The organism is Streptomyces actuosus, from assembly GCF_016921115.1.
Taxonomy (GTDB): domain Bacteria; phylum Actinomycetota; class Actinomycetes; order Streptomycetales; family Streptomycetaceae; genus Streptomyces; species Streptomyces actuosus_A.
This window is the reverse complement of sequence record NZ_JAFFZS010000033.1, coordinates 63950-81431: the sequence shown is the minus strand read 5'-3', so window position 1 is coordinate 81431 and position 17482 is coordinate 63950. Positions and strand designations below refer to the sequence as shown.

The window sequence follows — 17482 nt, the reverse complement described above, 5'->3', positions numbered from 1 at the left end:
CGGTGCTTTCCAGGTTCCCGCTCTCGCGTTTCCCTTTCCGGCGATTCCGACTCTATCAGATCCTTTCGGCGTCCGATTCCCAGTCAGAGGGGGTTGCCGGTCGGGCTGTTGGGCCGTTCCGACGAGTGAGACTTTAGCGGATTCCCGGCGCCCGAGCTAATCGGGCCCTCGTCCTTTCGAACGTGGATTCCTCGCTCCGCACATACACATGCCAATGACACGACGAGCGGACGAAGAGAGATCGACCGTCAGTCGAGTGAAGGAGTGGTACCTGCGAAGTGGCTGTCCGGGGACCGACCGGAGTCGGCGCTCACGTCGGACAACTCGGAGAACTCTACGCAGGGGGCATGGGTGTGTCAACTGGCGTCCTGGGCGCGCGCTCCCGGCGTAGTCTGTGGTGCATGACCGAGCGTACGTACACCCAGCTGTGGTGGGCCGCCTGACGGCGGCCGTCCCTACGTATGCACTCGACGGCCGCCGCCTCGGCGGCCGTTTTCGTATCTCCCTCCGGGCTCGGGGGGTCGGCCGCAGGAGCGGCGGCCCCGATCCGAAGGTGGAGTGGAGATGACGCGGGTCTTCAGCGGGGTTCAGCCGACCGGGCACCTGACCCTGGGGAACTACCTGGGAGCCATGCGGCGGTGGGCGGAGGTGGACCAGTACCGTGCGGATTCGTTGTTCTGTGTGGTGGACCTGCACGCACTGACCGTGGACCACGATCCGGCACGGGTGAGCAGGCTCAGCCGGCAGACGGCGACGCTGCTGCTGGCTGCCGGGATCGACCCCGCGGTGTGCACGTTGTTCCTGCAGAGCCATGTCGACGAGCACACCAGGTTGTCGTACCTGCTGGAGTGCGTGGCGACCGACGGCGAGATGCGGCGGATGATCCAGTACAAGGAGAAGGCCGCCCGGGTGCGGGACCGCGGCGGGAGCGTGCGGCTGTCCCTGCTGACCTATCCGGTCCTGATGGCGGCGGACATCCTGGCCTACCGGGCGGACGAGGTTCCCGTCGGTGAGGACCAGACCCAGCACGTGCAGCTGACCCGGGATCTCGCGGAGCGGTTCAACCAGCGGTACGGGCACACGTTCGTGGTGCCGAGGGCGACGGTTCCGCCGGTGGGGGCGCGGGTGATGAATCTGCAGAACCCGGGGTCGAAGATGGGGAAGTCGGACCGTACGGGGGCGGGGGTCGTCTATCTCTTGGACGAGCCGGACGTGGTGCGGAGGAAGGTGATGCGGGCCGTCACCGACAGCGGTCGGGACGTCGTCTACGACACGGCGGGCCGCCCGGGGGTCACCAACCTGCTGGAGATTCTCGCAGCGTGCACGGGCGGGAACCCTGAGTCACTGGCGGACGTTCACGACACGTACGGCTCTTTGAAGGAGGCGACCGCCGAGGCGGTGGTCGAGGTCCTGCGGCCGCTGCGGGAGCGGCACCGGGAGTTGTGCGCGGATCCCGGCCAGGTGGAGGAGGTGTTGCGGGACGGAGCGGAGAAGGCCCGGGCGGTGGCCCGGCCGACCGTCGATGCCGCCTGTCGCGCGATCGGCCTGCTGCCCGCGGCTCAGTCGGCCCCGGTGGAGACGTCCGTGGGGGACGTGCTCGCCGCAGACGCCGATGTCGTGCTGAACGCCGCCCGGTAGGCACGTGGGCTGGTGGCGAGGCGCGCTGCGAAGTGCTGGCGCATCGTGACCTCGCTGCCGAAGCCCGCGCGGCGTGCGACCTCGGGCATGGGCAGGTCGGTGCGTTCCAGGAGCTTCTGTGCCGCGGCGATGCGCTGGTCGAGGAGCCAGCGCAGGGGCGTGGTTCCGGTCTCCGCGGTGAAGCGGCGGGCGAAGGTACGTGCCGACATGCCCGCGCGGTCGGCCAGGTCGGCCACGGTGAGCGGTTCGTGCAGGTGCCGCAGGGCGTGTTCCCGGACGGCCGCGAGGGTGTCGGCGTCGCGGTCGGTGTGCGGCGTGGGGCGCTCGATGAACTGGGCCTGCGTGCCGGTGCGGAACGGGGCGGTGACCATCGAGCGCGCGATGGTCGCGGCCGCCTCGGCGCCATGGGTCCGTCGGACGAGGTGGAGGCAGAGGTCGATGCCGGCCGCCGTGCCCGCGGCGGTCCAGATGTTGGCGTCTTCGATGAACAGGGCGTCCGGGACGACGGTGACGCGGGGGTGGTGCTCGCGCAGGAGGCCTGCGAGCTTCCAGTGGGTGATGGCGCGGCGTCCGTCGAGGAGGCCGGCCTGGGCGAGGGTGAAGGCGCCGGCGCACAGTGCGGCGAGGGCGGTGCCGCGTGCGTGGGCTCGGCGGAGGGCGTCGAGGACCGGAGGGGGTGCGGGGGTGAGGTGGTCGTCGAGGCCGGGGACCACGATGAGATCGGCGCGGTCGAGCCAGGCCAGGGTGCGGTCGGGAAGGAGGGAGAGTCCGCCTCGCATGGGGACGGGGGTGCGGTCGCCGGCGACTCGGCGCAGGTCGAAGGCAGGGGCGCCGCGGTCGGTGCGGTCGGTGCCCCAGACCTCGGTGATGACGGAGACGTCGAAGGCGCGGATGCCGGGGAAGGCGACGAGGGCGACGCGGTACGGGGAGGGTGTGTTCCGGGAGCGGGTCACGATGGCAGTAAACCATCGATCGCTGTCTTCTGTACCTCTGGGACGGCCGTGCCCGCGGCGACAGGATCGGGTACATGGAGATTGCAGAGAACGCAGCGCTCGTGGTCGTGGACGTGCAGAAGGGCTTCGACGAGGCCGGCTTCTGGGGTACGCGGAACAACCCGGAGGCGGACGACAACATCGCCTCGGTCCTCGACGTGTGGCAGGCGACGGGCCGGCCGGTCGTCTTCGTGCGGCACGACTCCGCCGGTGCTCGGTCGCCGCTGCGTCCGGGGCAGGAGGGCAACGAATTCAAGGAGTACGTGGAGCAGCGGCGCGGGAAGGGGGACACGGGGGCGGAACTGCTGATCACGAAGACCGTGAACTCGGCCTTCTACGGGACGCCCGATCTGGACGCATGGCTGAAGGACGCGGGGATCTCGCAGATCGTGCTCGTCGGGATCCAGACCAACATGTGTGTGGAGACGACCGCGCGGATGGGCGGGAACCTCGGGTACGACGTGCTGGTGGTGTTCGACGCGACGTACACCTTCGACCTGGAGGGGCCGTTCGGCTGGCGGCGCAGTGCGGACGAGTTGGCGCAGGCCTCGGCGGTGTCGCTGCACGGAGGCGGGTTCGCCCGGGTGGTGACCGCCGAGGAGGTGGTGGGCGCGGCGGGCTGACCGCGCCCGGCGGGCGTCAGTCCTTCGTACCGGTGGCCAGTTCGCGGCTGCGGTCGCGGGCGGCTTCGAGGGCGGCGATGAGGGCGGCGCGTACGCCGTGGTTCTCCAACTCGCGGATGGCGTTGATGGTGGTGCCGGCGGGGGAGGTGACGTTCTCACGGAGTTTGACGGGGTGTTCGCCACTGTCACGGAGCATCGTGGCGGCGCCGATCGCGGACTGGACGATGAGGTCGTGGGCCTTGTCACGGGGCAGGCCGAGCAGGATGCCGGCGTCGGTCATGGCTTCGACCAGGTAGAAGAAGTAGGCCGGGCCGGAGCCGGACAGGGCCGTGCAGGCGTCCTGCTGGGACTCGGGCACCCGCAGGGTCTTGCCGACCGCGCCGAAGATCTCCTCGGCGTGGGCGAGGTGGTCGGCGGTGGCGTGGCTGCCACCCGAGATGACGGACATCGCCTCGTCGACGAGGGCGGGGGTGTTCGTCATGACGCGGACGACGGGGGTGTCCGCGGCGAGGCGTTCCTCGATGAAGGAGGTGGGGATGCCGGCCGCCCCGCTGATCACCAGGCGGTCGGCGGGGACGTGCGGGGTGAGTTCGTCGAGGAGGGTGCCCATGTCCTGCGGCTTGACGGTGAGGATCAGGGTGTCGGCGGTCTTCGCGGCCTCGGCGTTGGTCACCGGGGTGACTCCGTATCGGGTGCGGAGTTCGTCGGCTCGTTCCTGGCGGCGGGCCGTGACCAGGAGGTCTGCGGGTGCCCAGCCGCCTCGGATCATTCCGCTGAGCAGGGCTTCGCCGATCTTGCCGGTGCCGAGGACTGCGACTTTCTGCGTCATGGCTGAGGGTGCCCTCCGGGGTGTACGTCGTCCGGTGTCCATCGTCGCACCGGGGAGCGGGGTGGGGGGTGGCCGTCCGGCAGACGGGACGTCCGTCGGCGCGCGGATCCGTCAGGTGGTCCTGCGGCGGAGCGTGGCCGCGCCCAGGAACAGCACGAGGAGGGCGCAGCCCGCCACGATCAGGACGTCGCGGACGAAGGTGGCCGTCATGTCGGTGTGCTTGAGGACCTCGTTCATGCCGTCGACGGCGTAGGACATCGGCAGGACGTCCGAGACGGTCTCCAGGGCGGGGTGCATGTTGTCGCGGGGGGTGAACAGGCCGCAGAGCAGGAGCTGGGGGAAGATCACCGCCGGCATGAACTGGACCGCCTGGAACTCCGAGGCGGCGAAGGCCGAGACGAACAGACCGAGAGCCGTGCCGAGCAGGGCGTCGAGCAGCGCGACGAGGAGAAGGAGCCAGGGCGAGCCGACGACGTCGAGGCCGAGGAACCACAGGGCCAGGCCGGTCGCCAGTGCCGACTGGATGATCGCGAGGGTGCCGAAGGCGAGCGCGTAGCCGGCGATGAGATCGCCCTTGCCCAGAGGCATGGCGAGGAGGCGTTCGAGGGTGCCGGAGGTACGTTCGCGCAGGGTGGCGATGGAGGTGACGAGGAACATCGTGATCAGCGGGAAGATCCCGAGGAGGGATGCGCCGATGTTGTCGAAGGTGCGCGGGCTGCCGTCGAAGACGTAGCGCAGCAGGAAGAGCATCAGGCAGGGGATGAGCATCAGCAGCGCGATGGTGCGGGGGTCGTGGCGGAGCTGGCGCAGGACGCGGGCCGCGGTGGCGAGGGTGCGGGAGGCGGTCAGGGACCGGGCGGGTGCGGGTGCGGTGGTCTCCGTCGTGGTGGCGCTCATCGGGTGGTCTCCTTTGCGCGGCCGGCCGCGATCGCCTCGTCGACCAGGTGGAGGAAGGCCGCTTCGACGGTGTCGGAGTGGGTGCGGGTGCGCAGGGCGTCGGGGGTGTCGTCGGCGAGGATCTCGCCCTCGCGCATGAGGAGCAGGCGGTGGCAGCGCTCGGCCTCGTCCATGACGTGTGAGGAGATGAGCAGGGTGGCGCCGCGCCGGCCGGCGATGTCGTGGAAGAGGTTCCACAGGTCGCGGCGGAGCACGGGGTCGAGGCCGACGGTGGGTTCGTCGAGGACGAGGAGTTCGGGGGCGCCGAGCAGGGCGACCGCGAGGGAGACGCGACTGCGCTGCCCCCCGGAGAGGTTGCCGGCGAGGGCGTCGGCGTGGCTGGTGAGGTCGACGTCGGTGATGGCCCGGGTGACCTCCTCCCTGCGCCGGTCGGCGGCGGCGCGGCCGGGGCGGAGGATCGCCGCGAAGTAGTCCAGGTTCTGACGGACCGTCAGGTCGTCGTAGACGGAGGGCGCCTGGGTGACGTAGCCGATCCGGGTGCGCAGGTCGGGGTGGCCGGCGGGGCGGCCGAGGACGTCGAGGGTGCCGGTGACCTTCGCCTGGGTGCCGACGACCGAGCGCATCAATGTCGACTTGCCGCAGCCGGACGGGCCGAGCAGGCCGGTGATCTGGCCGCGCGGGACCGTGAAGTCGACGCCGCGCAGGACGGTGCGGGGGCCGCGGACGACGGTGAGGTCGGCGGCACGGACGGCAGGGGTGTCGGGCACGTCGGGACTGTCGCCCGAGGGGCCGCCCGTCGGACCGCCCGACGGGCCGGGCGCGTAATTCATCATGCGCTGAATAATGCTCTCGCGCCCCGATACGGTCAAGGGGCGTGTGCGAGGGCGCGGTGGCGGGGACGGCGGCCACGGGGGCGCGGGCGACAGTGGGCACGGCACCCCCGAGAGGGCGGGGCTCGCGCGGTGGTGCGGAGAGGCGCGGGTGCCCCATGGGCTGCGTGGGGTCGGGGCGGAGCCGCGGAGATGCAGTGGAGCGCCCACGGCGGCACGGACCGTCGAGGGGCGCCGTGGAGGGGCGGGGAGCACGGCGCGCGGAGCCGCCCGGGTGCCGTCGGGGGTGCGAGGTGCCGTCGGAAATCGGGGTGCCACCGAGATTCGCCCCCCGGGGTGCGGGGAGACATGGGCGGTGGCAGGGGTGCAAAGGCGCAGGAGGGGGGCGCGCGAGGAAGAGGAGGTGCGGGAGGCGCAGAAGACGGAGAGGGCGCGTGCCGGGGGCGGGTGGCCGGGCGGAGCTGCTCCGGTCCGGGGCCTTGGTGCCGGGGGCCGGCGTGGCCCGGCCCAGCCGCGGGCCCCGGGAGGCAGGGAGACCCGCGGAGTGCGTCGGGCGCTGCACGGGGCCGGTGGCCGGGCGGAGCTGCTCCGGTCCGGGGCCTTGGTGCCGGGGGCCGGCGTGGCCCGGAGAGGGACGGGGCCGTGGCCTACCGGTGGACGGGACCCGTGGGACGGCCGGGCGGGTGCCCGGAGGGGGCGCGCGGCGGCGCGCAGGGAGGCGCCCGGGTGGCCGGAATCGGTGTGGCGGGTCCCGGAGCGCCGGGCCGGCTGCTGCCGGTGGCCGTGGTCGGGCGGGTGGCCGGGGGCCGGGCGGGCCGATCAGCGCGGTGTGGCGATCAGCAGTTCCACTTCGTAGACCTCGTCGACGACGCCGCTCGGGAAGACGTCGAGGACGTGGGCGCGCTCCTCGGTCAGGAAGGGGCGGCTGCGCTCCTCGCCGTGGACGAGGAAGACGGAGTGGCTGCCGATGTTGGCCAGGTGCGTGTCGACGGTGACGCGGCGGCTCCAGCGGACCCGGTGGTGGGAGAAGTCGAGGCGGCCGGAAGGGTCGGCCACGCGGGTGTCGCTCCCGGTCCTCTTCCAGCCGGCGGCGTCGACGCCGAAGTGGCGGCGGATCCGCCGCTGCTGCTCGTCGATCCACGGCACGTCGAGGGCGCTGGTGTTCCACCAGAGAGCGAGCGCCCCGCCGGGACGCAGCACACGCAGCGCCTCCGGGACCGCACGTGCCGGGTCGACCCAGTGCCAGGACTGGGCATAGGTGAGGAGGTCGGCGCAGGCCGTGGCGAGGGGCAGGGCGTTCCCGTCGCCCCGGACGACGGGAACCTCGGGCAGGGCGCGGCGGAACTGCACGGCCATGCCGGCGCCCGGCTCGACGGCGACGACACGGGCGCCGCGGTCCCGCAGCAGGGCCGTCGAGATACCCGTACCGGCACCGACGTCAGCGACCCTCGCCCCGGCGAGGGGCCGGCCGGCCAGATCCTCGATCGCGTCGAGGAGGGCGGGCGGATAGGAGGGGCGGTTGGCGGCGTACTGGGCCGCGGCGGTGTTGAAGGAGTGTGCGCGTGCGGTGTGGGAAGGCGGCGCAAGCGTCATACGGCCATGATGGCCGGGTGTTTTCGCAGGGGGCAGCCGGTTTTCGGCAAGAACGGGCGGGCGCCGGACGCTAGCGCTCGCGGCGCTTCTTCGAAGGGTTCCCGGTGCGGCGGGCCGTGCGCCTGCCGTACTTCTCGACGGCCGCCTCGTACTCCTGGCGGTGCAGTCTCTCGCCCGGCGCCTCGGTCAGGGAGCGGAAGAAGTAGGCGAGCAGCGAGCCGACGAATCCGATGGCCAGCAGGCCGCGCAGGTTGGCGTGCCGCTCGGAGTCCGGGCGCCGGGCGAAGCCGTCCCAGGTGTGCCGGAAGGCGAGCGCGCTGCAGATCGCGAACATGGCGACGATCAGCACGTTGACGAAGCCGCCGGTGTCGGCGATCCGGATGCCGTCGTAGGCGAAGCTGAGCACCAGGCAGGAAGCTGCGGCCAGGGCGAGCGAGCCGGCGGCCACGCCGATCCGGCGGGCCGTGTAGCCCTCGCCGTGGTCGACCCACGTGGTGCCGAAGAACCGCAGGGGTTCGGGCCGGGGCCCGCTCTGGGTCGCCTCACCGGGGCGGGAGCTCGCGGGTGTGTCCGGGGTGCCGTTGTCGTCGCTGCTCACGGGACGATTATGCGCCGCGGCGGGCGGACTCCACCCGTGGGCCGGTTCGGTCCCCCGCGGGAGCGGCACGCGGGCCCTCCCGGTGGGCACCGGTGCGGCGGCCGTCAGCGGGTTCCACGCACCACCCCCGGACGGGCCCGAGCGGTGGACGGGGCGGCCGGCGTGCCGGACACGCCCACCCGGCGCGGCGGACGGGCTGCGGCGTGCCGGCCGCCGACGGATCAGGAGCAGCGCGGGGCCACGTAGCCGTCGCTGCCCGTGTACACGTACGCGTCCGAGACGAATTCGCCGTCGCCGATGTTGTCCCAGATGTTCGTCGTGCCGTAGAAACCGGTCACCGTCGTGCCCCGGGTCTGGCAGAAGATGGGGATCTTGCTGCCCGCGGGCAGCACGCGGACGATGCTGTAGCCGGTACCGGGGCCGCTGCGCACGTTGAGCCGGACTCCCGGCGCGATCGAGTAGTAGCGTACGGACACCGCCGCCAAGGTCGTCTCGGCGGCCTTGGTTCCGGGCTCTTCGGCACGGTCGACAGACATGAGTGGCTCCCCCCGTCGGGCCCCATGGCTGCCATGGGGCCCCGTTGATACCCCTGAATCTCGCCATGAAACACCTGTGCGCGACTCGCACAGGGACAGTAGCAAGCCGCCTCGGTCCCGTACGACTCATCGACTAGGCTCCGAACGTCGCGCGCGGGGCGAACAGCACGGGGGGTGGTCCCATGGCGCCACAGCGGAACAGCGGAGCGGGCGCGGAAGCGGAACTTCCCGAGTACGCCGGCCACTACCGTCTCGAGTCGTGTCTCGGCTCGGGCGGCATGGGTGTCGTCCACCTGGCCAGGAGCACCTCGGGCATGAAGCTCGCGGTGAAGGTCGTGCATGCCGAGTTCGCGAGGGATCCCGAGTTCAGGGGCCGTTTCCGGCAGGAGGTGGCCGCCGTGCGGAGGGTGAGCGGGGCGTTCACCGCGCCGGTCGTCGACGCCGATCCGGAGGCCGAACGGCCCTGGATGGCCACGCTGTTCATTCCGGGTCCGACACTCTCCGACCAGGTGAAGCGGAACGGGCCGATGACGCCCGACCGATTGCGCCGGCTGATGGCCGGACTCGCGGAGGCGCTGCGTGACATCCACCGCGCCGGAGTCGTGCACCGGGACCTCAAACCGAGCAACGTCCTGCTCGCCGAGGACGGGCCCAAGGTCATCGACTTCGGCATTTCTCGGCCAACGGACAGCGAACTTCGCACCGAGACCGGCAAGTTGATCGGCACTCCGCCGTTCATGGCGCCCGAGCAGTTCCGCCGGCCGCGGGAGGTCGGGCCGGCCGCGGACGTGTTCGCCCTCGGATCGGTGATGGTGCACGCGGCGACCGGGCGCGGGCCGTTCGACTCGGACAGCCCCTACATCGTGGCCTACCAGGTCGTCCACGACGAACCGGATCTGACCGGCGTGCCCGGGAACCTCGCTCCGCTGATCCTGCGCTGTCTGGCGAAGGACCCCGAGGACCGCCCCACGCCGGACGAGCTGATGCGGGATCTGCGGTCGGTGGCGGCCTCGTACGACACCCAGGCGTTCATACCGGCGCAGCGGCCCGGCGACGCGCAGCCGTCCGAACCGCCGTCCGAACCGCCGTCCGGGTCGCCGTCCGAACCGCCGTCCGAGTCGGGCGCCGGGGCCCCGCGGGCGGCGCGACCTGCCGCGGCTCGTGCCCGGCGCAAGGTCCTGCTGGCGTCGGGCGCCCTGCTCCTCGCGGCCGGCGGCGTGTTCGGCTGCGTCCAGCTGCTGGCGCCCGGGCGCGCCGACGTACCCCGTGAGACGGCGACCCGCGCGGCCTCGGCGGAGGTCACGTCGTGGACGTCGCCGCCGCTCGCCGGGGGCGGCGGCATGCCCCGGTGCTCGTACGGTGCGGGCGCGCTGCTGTGCGTCACTCCCGGGCAGGTGCTCGGCCTCGATCCGTCCGACGGGCGGGTGCTGTGGCGGCACCGCTCCGAAGCTGCGTACTGGAGCGCCGCGCCGGTCGTGGCGGGCGGGCTCGTCCAGCCGCTGGCCGATCACGGCAGCCGGCTGGAGGCATTGGACCCGGCCTCGGGCGGGGTGCGCAGGGAGTGGGATGTGCCCGCGTACAGCGGGATCGGGCAGGCCGCGGGCATGCTGCTGCTGACCGGGACGGACGGAACGGTACGGGGTGTGGACGCGGCGACCGGGGGGACGAAGTGGCAGCGACGCTTCCCGGGGGCCGTCCCGGCGTCGTTCTCGTCGTTCGCCGGTGATTCCGCGGCCTATCTGACGACTCCCTCGGCCGACGGGTCGAGCACCGAGGTGACCGCGGTCGACGCGGCCACGGGTGACGTGCGGTGGAAGGCCCGGCTGGACGGCACGCTGCGCCTCTTCGGCAGTGCGCACGGATCCGTGTTCTTCCTGTCGGTCGACGCGGTGTACGCGGACGCGCAGACGGTGGTCCGCTACACGCCCGCGTCCGGGGCGACCCGGACCGTGCCGCTGCCCGTCCGGCGTCAGAGCGCCCGTGCCACCGTGCACGGCGACACGGTCTACCTGCTGGCCGCCGGCGGCTCCCTGGAGGCCGTCGACATGGACGGCGGCAAGCGTCAGTGGCACGTGGAGACCTCACTCGGCCGGGGGTCCGCTCCGGTCTCCGACGGCCACGTCGTCCTGGTCTCGGCCGCCGACGGGCGGCTGCTGGCCTTCGCCGCCCGTTCCGGCGAGCTCGTCGGGCAGACCCGGGCACGCCTCGGGGCGGACGCGGACCGGGTACCTGCCGTCCTGCCCGAGCCGCTGATGGTCGGCACGCACGTCTTCGCCTCCGCCCCGGACGGCACCGTCTTCGCCGTCGACGGACGGAACCCGTCGGACTGGTGACCGACGGGGCGGCGACCGGTGGGAGCGGTGCCCGATGAAAGGGAGGACCTGTGGTCGGGGGCCTGCGGGGAGGTGACGTGCGGACGGCGCGGACGGGCGACCGGCCGCGGGCGCTTGTATCCGGCCACCGGCCGGTGGGCGGCCGGGTGCGCGCCGCACGGACAGGGACGCGGTGAGGGCGGCTCCATGTGGCGGAGGCCGCACGGGGAGACGCCGCACCACTGCCCCGCCCGTGTGCGGGGCCGACCCCGAGAGCGGCGGCCCCGCACACGGGCGGGTGGTGGCTCAGCCCAGCTTGGACACGTCCCGGACGGCGCCCTTGTCGGCGCTGGTGGCCATGGCGGCGTAGGCGCGCAGCGCGGCCGAGACCTTGCGCTCGCGGTTCTTCGGGACGTACGCGCCGTCCAGGGCCTGCTCGCGGCGCGTCAGTTCCGCGTCGTCGACCAGGAGCTCGATGGACCGGCCGGGGATGTCGATCCGGATGCGGTCGCCGTCCTCGACGAGGGCGATCGTGCCGCCCGACGCCGCCTCGGGGGACGCGTGGCCGATGGACAGGCCCGAGGTGCCGCCGGAGAAGCGGCCGTCGGTGATGAGGGCGCACGCCTTGCCCAGGCCGCGGCCCTTGAGGTACGAGGTCGGGTAGAGCATCTCCTGCATGCCCGGGCCGCCCTTCGGGCCCTCGTAGCGGATGACCACCACGTCGCCCTCCTCGACCTGCTGCGCCAGGATCTTCTGGACGGCCTCCTCCTGGGACTCGCAGACGACCGCGGGGCCCTCGAAGGTCCAGATCGACTCGTCGACGCCGGCCGTCTTCACCACGCAGCCGTCCACCGCCAGGTTGCCCTTGAGCACCGCCAGGCCGCCGTCCTTGGAGTAGGCGTGCTCGGCGCTGCGGATGCAGCCGCTCTCGGCGTCCTGGTCCAGTGACTCCCAGCGCTCGGACTGCGAGAAGGCCTCGGCGGAACGCACACAGCCGGGGGCCGCGTGCCAGAGCTCAACGGCCTCCGGGGACGGGGAGCCGCCCCGGACGTCCCAGGTCTTCAGCCAGTCGGCCAGGGAGGTGCTGTGGACCGCGTGGACGTCCTCGTTGAGCAGGCCGGCACGGTGCAGCTCGCCGAGCAGGGCGGGGATGCCGCCGGCGCGGTGCACGTCCTCCATGTAGTAGGTGCGGTTCTTGCCGACGTTCGGCGCCACCTTGGCCAGGCAGGGCACCCGGCGGGAGACCCGGTCGATCTCGTCCAGACCGAACGGGACACCCGCCTCCTGGGCCGCGGCCAGCAGGTGCAGGATCGTGTTGGTGGAGCCGCCCATGGCGATGTCCAGCGCCATCGCGTTCTCGAACGCCGGGAAGGTGGCGACGGAACGGGGCAGCACGCTGTCGTCGTCCTGCTCGTAGTAGCGGCGGGTCAGGTCCATCACCGTGCGGGCCGCGTCGACGTACAGCTGCCTCCGCGCGGTGTGGGTGGCCAGGACCGAGCCGTTGCCGGGCAGGGAGAGGCCGATCGCCTCCGTCAGGCAGTTCATCGAGTTGGCGGTGAACATGCCGGAGCAGGAACCGCAGGTCGGACAGGCGTTCTCCTCGATGCGGAGGATGTCCTCGTCGGAGATCTTGTCGTTCACGGCGTCGGAGATCGCGTCGACCAGGTCGAGCGTGCGGACCGTGCCGTCGACGAGGGTCGCGCGGCCGGACTCCATCGGACCGCCGGAGACGAAGACCGTCGGGATGTTGAGCCGCAGGGCCGCGTTCAGCATGCCGGGGGTGATCTTGTCGCAGTTGGAGATGCAGACGAGGGCGTCGGCGCAGTGCGCCTCGACCATGTACTCGACCGAGTCCGCGATCAGGTCCCGGGACGGCAGGCTGTAGAGCATGCCGCCGTGGCCCATCGCGATGCCGTCGTCGACGGCGATGGTGTTGAACTCGCGCGGGATGCCGCCGGCCTCCCGGATCGCCTCGCTGACGATGCGGCCGACCGGCTGGAGGTGCGTGTGGCCGGGGACGAACTCGGTGAAGCTGTTGGCGACCGCGATGACGGGCTTCCGGCCGATGTCCGCACCGGGTACACCGGAGGCGCGCATCAGGGCGCGGGCGCCCGCCATGTTGCGACCGTGGGTGACTGTGCGGGACCTCAGCTCGGGCATCGTCGCTCGCTCCTTGGGAGACTGTGTCAGGGACGGCCGGGAGGACCCGGCTGCTGACGGTCGGAGGATTCTGGCTGCTGACGAGCGTACGCCGGTCATCCAGTGGGCGGGACGCAGTGTCCGGATCTCGGGACGACCGTCTCGTGCCCACCGTCACCGCGCCCGAGCCGCCCGCAGGACCTGACACGCCGGGGGCACCCGGGGCACCTCGTGCGTCCGTCGACTGCGCCCATCAGGGTCGAGCGCCCGGGTGCCGCTCCGAAGCCCGGCCCACCTCCTCGGCCAGCCCGGGGGGACCGCCCGGCAGGGGCCGCACCGCCCAGGAACCGGCCGGGGACCCGTCGGGAACCCGTCACGCCGCCGTCCCTGTGCGGCCCGTGAGGTGCCCCTGGACCACGGGGGCCACCCGCGCGATGACGTGCTCGGCGTCCGCCGACGCCAGCGGCTCCACCTTGATCACGTACCGGAGCATGGCGAGACCCACGAGCTGCGCCGCCGCCAGTTCGGCGCGCAGCTCCGCGTCGGGGGCGTCCAGCTCCCCCGCGATACGGCGCAGCAGCTGGGCGGAGACCAGGCGGCGGAAGACGGCGGCGGCGGTCTCGTTGTTGACGGCCGAGCGGACGATCGCGAGGAGCGGCGTCCGCGTCACGGGGTTCTCCCACAGGTCGACGATGGTGCGGGTCATGCGCTCGCCGACGTTGTCGAGCGGACCGTCGAGGACGGAGTCGCGCACCTTCAGGGCGGGCGCGAAGGCCACCTCGACGGCGGCCTCGAAGACCTGCTCCTTGGTGCCGAAGTAGTGGTGGACGAGGGCCGAGTCCACGCCGGCGGCCTTCGCGATCCCCCGCACGGACGTCTTCTCGTAGCCCCGTTCGGAGAACTCCGCGCGGGCGGCGGTCAGGATGCGGTCGCGGGTGTCCGCCGACTCCGTACGCGGGGGGCGACCGCGCCGGCGGGCGCCGATGTCGCTCATCGCCGCGGCACCTTCACCGCGGAGGCCAGGTGCAGACGCGTGTACGCCAGCGCCTCCGCCAGGTCTGCCTCGCGCTCCGCGCCGGACATCGCCCGTCGCGTGTTGACCTCGATCACGACGTGGCCGTCGAAGCCGGTCATCGCGAGGCGCTCCAGCACCTCGGCGCACGGCTGGGTGCCGCGGCCGGGCACCAGGTGCTCGTCCTTGGCCGAGCCCCTGCCGTCGGCGAGGTGGACGTGGCCCAGCCGGTCGCCCATGCGGTCGATCATGTGGACGGCGTCCGTGCGGGCCGTGGCCGTGTGGCTGAGATCGATCGTGAAGTGGCGGTAGTCGTCCTTCGTCACGTCCCAGTCGGGGGCGTAGGCGAGCATCTCGCGGTCGCGGTAGCGCCAGGGGTACATGTTCTCGACGGCGAACCGCACATCCGTCTCGTCCGCCATCCTCCAGATCCCGGCGACGAAGTCGCGCGCGTACTGCCGCTGCCAGCGGAACGGCGGGTGGACGACGACCGTGTGCGCCCCCAGCTTCTCCGCTGCCGCGCGGGCGCGCTGGAGCTTGGTCCAGGGGTCGGTGGACCACACGCGCTGCGTGATGAGCAGGCACGGGGCGTGGACCGCGAGGATCGGGATGCGGTGGTAGTCGCTGAGCCGGCGCAGCGCCTCGATGTCCTGGCTGACCGGGTCGGTCCACACCATGACCTCGACGCCGTCGTAGCCGAGGCGCGCGGCGATCTCGAAGGCCGTCGCCGTCGACTCCGGGTAGACGGAGGCCGTCGACAGGGCGACCTTCGCATCCGGGATACGCACGACTGGCTCTGCCATGGGGGACAGGTTACGGGGTGCGGTACGGGTGGGGCCGGGCGTCTGTTGGCCGTTGTGGTGAGTGCCATACGGGACGGCGGGGGCTGCGGTCCGGGCGTCGGGGCGGCAGCCCTGGCGTCCGTACGGCGGTTCGGGGCGACCGCTCGGGGCCACGGTTCCGGGCGGCGGGGCGGCCTGGGCGGCGGCACCCGCGCGACCGCTTCCGGTGCGCGCGAGGGCTTCCGGCGTACGCGCCACGGCTTGCGCGCCGGAGCCACGGCTCGCGCGCCGGGGTCACGGCTTCGAGGGCCCGTGCCGCGCTTCCGAAAGTCCGGGTGACCGGCCCCGGCACCCGGCGAGCGGCCTCGGCGGACAGCCCCCCGGCGAGCGGCACCGGCACCGGGCGAGCGACCACCGGTGCCTCGGGAGCCGCTCCCGTGCCCGGTGGCCGCCACGGCGTCCGGGCGGTGCCGCGGCCGGACGGCTCCACCGGCCGGCTGGGAAGCTCCGGGCCGGGGCCTGTCCGGCGGATCGGGCCGGAGGGGGCCGACGGCGCCCCGCCTCTCGCCTCGCGCGTGCGGGGCGCGGCAGCTCCGGCCGTAAGGCGGAGGAGGACGTCGACGCGGAACGCGGCAGCCCCTGCAGCGCCGCGCGCGGGCGCGCCGGGTACCTCGTCTCCGGCATGATCCGCCGGACAGGCTCAGGCCGATCCCATGTGGTCCAGCCGCCGCAGGATCACGCCCTCGCGCAGGGCCCACGGGCAGATCTCCAGGTTCTCCACGCCGAACAGGTCCATCGCCCCCTCGGCCACCAGGGCGCCTGCCAGGAGCTGGCCGGCCCGGCCCTCGGAGACGCCGGGCAGCTGGCCCCGCTGCTCGGCCGTCATGGCGGCCAGCTTGGGGACCCATGCCTCCAGGGACTCCCGCTTCAGCTCGCGCTGCACGTACAGGCCGTCGGCGGAACGGGCGGCACCGGCGATGCGGGCGAGCTGCCTGAAGGTCTTGGAGGTGGCGACCACGTGATCGGGGGCACCGAAGCGGCTGAACTCGCCGACCGTGCGGGCGATCTGCGCGCGGACGTGGCGGCGCAGGGACCGTACGGCCTCGGGGTCGGGCGGGTCGCCGGGCAGCCAGGCCGCAGTGAGCCGACCCGCGCCGAGCGGCAGGGAGACGGCTGCGTCGGGCTCCTCGTCGATGCCGTAGGCGATCTCCAGGGAGCCCCCGCCGATGTCGAGGACCAGCAGTTTCCCGGCCGACCAGCCGAACCAGCGGCGCGCGGCGAGGAAGGTGAGACGGGCCTCCTCCTCGCCGGTGAGGACCTGAAGCTCGACCCCGGTCTCGGCCTGCACGCGCGCGAGGACGTCGTCGGCGTTGCTGGCCTCGCGCACGGCGGAGGTGGCGAACGGCAGCAGGTCCTCGACGCCCTTGTCCTCCGCGGCCTGAAGTGCGTCCTTGACGACACCGACGAGCCTGTCGACCCCCTCGGAGTCGATCGCACCGCCCTCGTCGAGGAGTTGGGCAAGGCGCAACTCCGCCTTGTGCGAGTGCGCGGGCAGCGGGCGCGCGCCTGGGTGCGCATCCACCACCAGCAGATGCACCGTGTTCGATCCCACGTCGAGGACACCGAGTCTCATGTAGGGAACGCTACTGCCAGCGGCGCAGTCCTCAGCCCCCCGTGCGGCGCCGGGCGGGAGCACGGGGGGCATACCCTGGACGCGTGCCAAAGACGAAAAAGGCGAAGGACGAAAAGGCGGCCAAGACGCCCAAGAAGGCCAAGACGCCCAGAACGGCGGAGCCGGCCGAGACATCCGGGACGGCTCGGGCGGCCGGGCGCTCCGGCCTTCCTTCGTCCTCCGCGCTTCCTTCCCAGGCGAAGGCGGCCAGGAAGTCGAAGAAGGCCCGGGAGGCCGACGAGAAGGGGCTGGATTTCGCCCGCGCATGGGTGGAGTTCCCCGATCCGGCGGACGACGAGCAGGTCTTCCGCTGCGATCTGACATGGCTGACCTCTCGCTGGAACTGCATCTTCGGCAGCGGCTGCCAGGGCATCCAGGCGGGCCGCGCCGACGACGGGTGCTGCTCCTTGGGCGCCCACTTCTCCGACGAGGACGACGAGCAGCGGGTCGCCGAGCATGTGGCGAGACTCACGCCGGACATCTGGCAGCACCATGCCGAGGGCACGCGGAACGGCTGGGTGTCCAAGGACGAGGACGGCGACCGGCAGACCCGCCCGTACCAGGGGTCCTGCATCTTCCAGAACCGGCCCGGCTTCGCCGGCGGGGCCGGCTGCTCGCTCCACATCCTGGCCCTGCACGAGGGCCGGGAGCCGCTGGAGACCAAGCCGGACGTCTGCTGGCAGCTGCCGGTCCGCCGCACCTTCGACTGGATCGAACGACCGGACGACACGCGCGTACTGCAGGTGTCGATCGGTGAGTACGACCGCCGCGGCTGGGGTCCGGGCGGGCACGACCTGCACTGGTGGTGCACGTCGGCGACGTCGGCGCACGGCGCGGGCGACCCCGTCTACGTTTCCTACCGGGCGGAGCTCACCGAGCTCATGGGCAAGGCCGGCTACGACCGGCTGGTCGAGTTGTGCGAGGAGCGGCTGGCCTCGCGCCTCCCCTTGCTGGCACCGCATCCGGCGGACCCGACCGGCGTTCCCGGTCCGGCGGGCCCTGCCGATCCGGCGGGCTGACCGGGAGCGG

General features: G+C 72.7%; 15 protein-coding genes. 4 read left to right on the top strand and 11 right to left on the bottom strand.

The window, feature by feature from the left end; genetic code table 11:
- Positions 1-564: 564 nt before the first annotated feature.
- Positions 565-1638 (top strand): tryptophan--tRNA ligase, encoded by a 1074-nt coding sequence (gene trpS, locus JS756_RS29280; RefSeq protein WP_205386259.1) that lies wholly within the window; start codon positions 565-567, stop codon positions 1636-1638.
- Here the strand turns inward: trpS and JS756_RS29275 are convergent.
- Positions 1560-2591, bottom strand: a complete 1032-nt coding sequence (locus tag JS756_RS29275) for a GlxA family transcriptional regulator (RefSeq protein ID WP_205386258.1) — start codon at positions 2589-2591, stop codon at positions 1560-1562. The two genes, trpS and JS756_RS29275, sit on opposite strands and share 79 nt — an antisense overlap.
- 74 nt (positions 2592-2665) lie before the next feature.
- On the opposite strand from JS756_RS29275, the gene JS756_RS29270 reads away from it, so the two are divergent.
- A complete protein-coding gene (locus JS756_RS29270; protein ID WP_205386257.1) occupies positions 2666-3253 on the top strand; it encodes a cysteine hydrolase family protein in 588 nt (195 codons plus the stop codon).
- A 16-nt stretch (positions 3254-3269) separates the two neighbouring features.
- Here JS756_RS29270 and proC read toward each other — a convergent pair whose 3' ends face one another.
- From proC to JS756_RS29240, 6 genes are all read right to left on the bottom strand, one after another.
- Positions 3270-4082 carry a pyrroline-5-carboxylate reductase gene (gene proC, locus JS756_RS29265; RefSeq protein WP_205386256.1) on the bottom strand — a complete coding sequence of 271 codons (813 nt, stop codon included), beginning with the start codon at positions 4080-4082 and terminating at the stop codon, positions 3270-3272.
- Between the two features lie 111 nt (positions 4083-4193).
- Entirely contained in the window at positions 4194-4979 is a 786-nt protein-coding gene (locus tag JS756_RS29260) for an ABC transporter permease (RefSeq protein WP_205386255.1), read from the bottom strand.
- Complete coding sequence (locus JS756_RS29255) at positions 4976-5812, bottom strand: ABC transporter ATP-binding protein (protein WP_438817353.1); 837 nt, start codon at positions 5810-5812, stop codon at positions 4976-4978. The genes JS756_RS29260 and JS756_RS29255 overlap by 4 nt, the downstream gene beginning before the upstream one ends.
- An 816-nt stretch (positions 5813-6628) precedes the next feature.
- Positions 6629-7402, bottom strand: coding sequence for a class I SAM-dependent methyltransferase (locus JS756_RS29250; protein WP_205386253.1), 774 nt, complete (start codon positions 7400-7402; stop codon positions 6629-6631).
- Positions 7403-7472: 70 nt separating this feature from the next.
- Positions 7473-8000: an EamA/RhaT family transporter gene (locus JS756_RS29245; RefSeq protein WP_205386252.1), complete on the bottom strand. Its 528-nt coding sequence runs from the start codon at positions 7998-8000 to the stop codon at positions 7473-7475.
- Positions 8001-8221: 221 nt separating this feature from the next.
- On the bottom strand, positions 8222-8536 hold the full coding sequence (locus JS756_RS29240; RefSeq protein WP_205386251.1) for an SH3 domain-containing protein: 315 nt from the start codon (positions 8534-8536) through the stop codon (positions 8222-8224).
- A gap of 182 nt (positions 8537-8718) precedes the next feature.
- On the opposite strand from JS756_RS29240, the gene JS756_RS29235 reads away from it, so the two are divergent.
- Positions 8719-10869, top strand: a complete 2151-nt coding sequence (locus JS756_RS29235) for a serine/threonine-protein kinase (protein WP_205386250.1) — start codon at positions 8719-8721, stop codon at positions 10867-10869.
- 285 nt (positions 10870-11154) lie between these two features.
- On the opposite strand, the gene ilvD is transcribed toward JS756_RS29235, so the two are convergent.
- From ilvD to JS756_RS29215, 4 genes are all read right to left on the bottom strand, one after another.
- Positions 11155-13008, bottom strand: coding sequence for a dihydroxy-acid dehydratase (gene ilvD / locus JS756_RS29230; protein WP_205386249.1), 1854 nt, complete (start codon positions 13006-13008; stop codon positions 11155-11157).
- A 352-nt stretch (positions 13009-13360) separates the two neighbouring features.
- Entirely contained in the window at positions 13361-13981 is a 621-nt protein-coding gene (locus JS756_RS29225; protein ID WP_205386248.1) for a TetR/AcrR family transcriptional regulator, read from the bottom strand.
- Positions 13978-14802, bottom strand: coding sequence for a sugar phosphate isomerase/epimerase family protein (locus tag JS756_RS29220; RefSeq protein WP_205386247.1), 825 nt, complete (start codon positions 14800-14802; stop codon positions 13978-13980). Before JS756_RS29220 ends, JS756_RS29225 begins: the two co-directional genes overlap by 4 nt.
- A gap of 679 nt (positions 14803-15481) precedes the next feature.
- On the bottom strand, positions 15482-16414 hold the full coding sequence (locus tag JS756_RS29215) for a Ppx/GppA family phosphatase (protein ID WP_205386246.1): 933 nt from the start codon (positions 16412-16414) through the stop codon (positions 15482-15484).
- 287 nt (positions 16415-16701) lie between these two features.
- Between JS756_RS29215 and JS756_RS29210 the strand changes: the two genes are divergently transcribed.
- Positions 16702-17472, top strand: coding sequence for a DUF3109 family protein (locus JS756_RS29210; RefSeq protein WP_240204545.1), 771 nt, complete (start codon positions 16702-16704; stop codon positions 17470-17472).
- Positions 17473-17482: the final 10 nt, after the last annotated feature.

Bases quoted from the DNA above. Each gene is read 5' to 3' on its own strand.
- JS756_RS29255 (WP_438817353.1), bottom strand. From the start codon at position 5,812: ATGATGAATTACGCGCCCGGCCCGTCGGGCGGTCCGACGGGCGGCCCC.
- ilvD (WP_205386249.1), bottom strand. From the start codon at position 13,008: ATGCCCGAGCTGAGGTCCCGCACAGTCACCCACGGTCGCAACATGGCG.
- JS756_RS29225 (WP_205386248.1), bottom strand. From the start codon at position 13,981: ATGAGCGACATCGGCGCCCGCCGGCGCGGTCGCCCCCCGCGTACGGAG.
- trpS (WP_205386259.1), top strand. From the start codon at position 565: ATGACGCGGGTCTTCAGCGGGGTTCAGCCGACCGGGCACCTGACCCTG.
- JS756_RS29215 (WP_205386246.1), bottom strand. From the start codon at position 16,414: ATGAGACTCGGTGTCCTCGACGTGGGATCGAACACGGTGCATCTGCTG.
- JS756_RS29240 (WP_205386251.1), bottom strand. From the start codon at position 8,536: ATGTCTGTCGACCGTGCCGAAGAGCCCGGAACCAAGGCCGCCGAGACG.
- JS756_RS29250 (WP_205386253.1), bottom strand. From the start codon at position 7,402: ATGACGCTTGCGCCGCCTTCCCACACCGCACGCGCACACTCCTTCAAC.
- JS756_RS29235 (WP_205386250.1), top strand. From the start codon at position 8,719: ATGGCGCCACAGCGGAACAGCGGAGCGGGCGCGGAAGCGGAACTTCCC.
- proC (WP_205386256.1), bottom strand. From the start codon at position 4,082: ATGACGCAGAAAGTCGCAGTCCTCGGCACCGGCAAGATCGGCGAAGCC.
- JS756_RS29270 (WP_205386257.1), top strand. From the start codon at position 2,666: ATGGAGATTGCAGAGAACGCAGCGCTCGTGGTCGTGGACGTGCAGAAG.
- JS756_RS29220 (WP_205386247.1), bottom strand. From the start codon at position 14,802: ATGGCAGAGCCAGTCGTGCGTATCCCGGATGCGAAGGTCGCCCTGTCG.
- JS756_RS29260 (WP_205386255.1), bottom strand. From the start codon at position 4,979: ATGAGCGCCACCACGACGGAGACCACCGCACCCGCACCCGCCCGGTCC.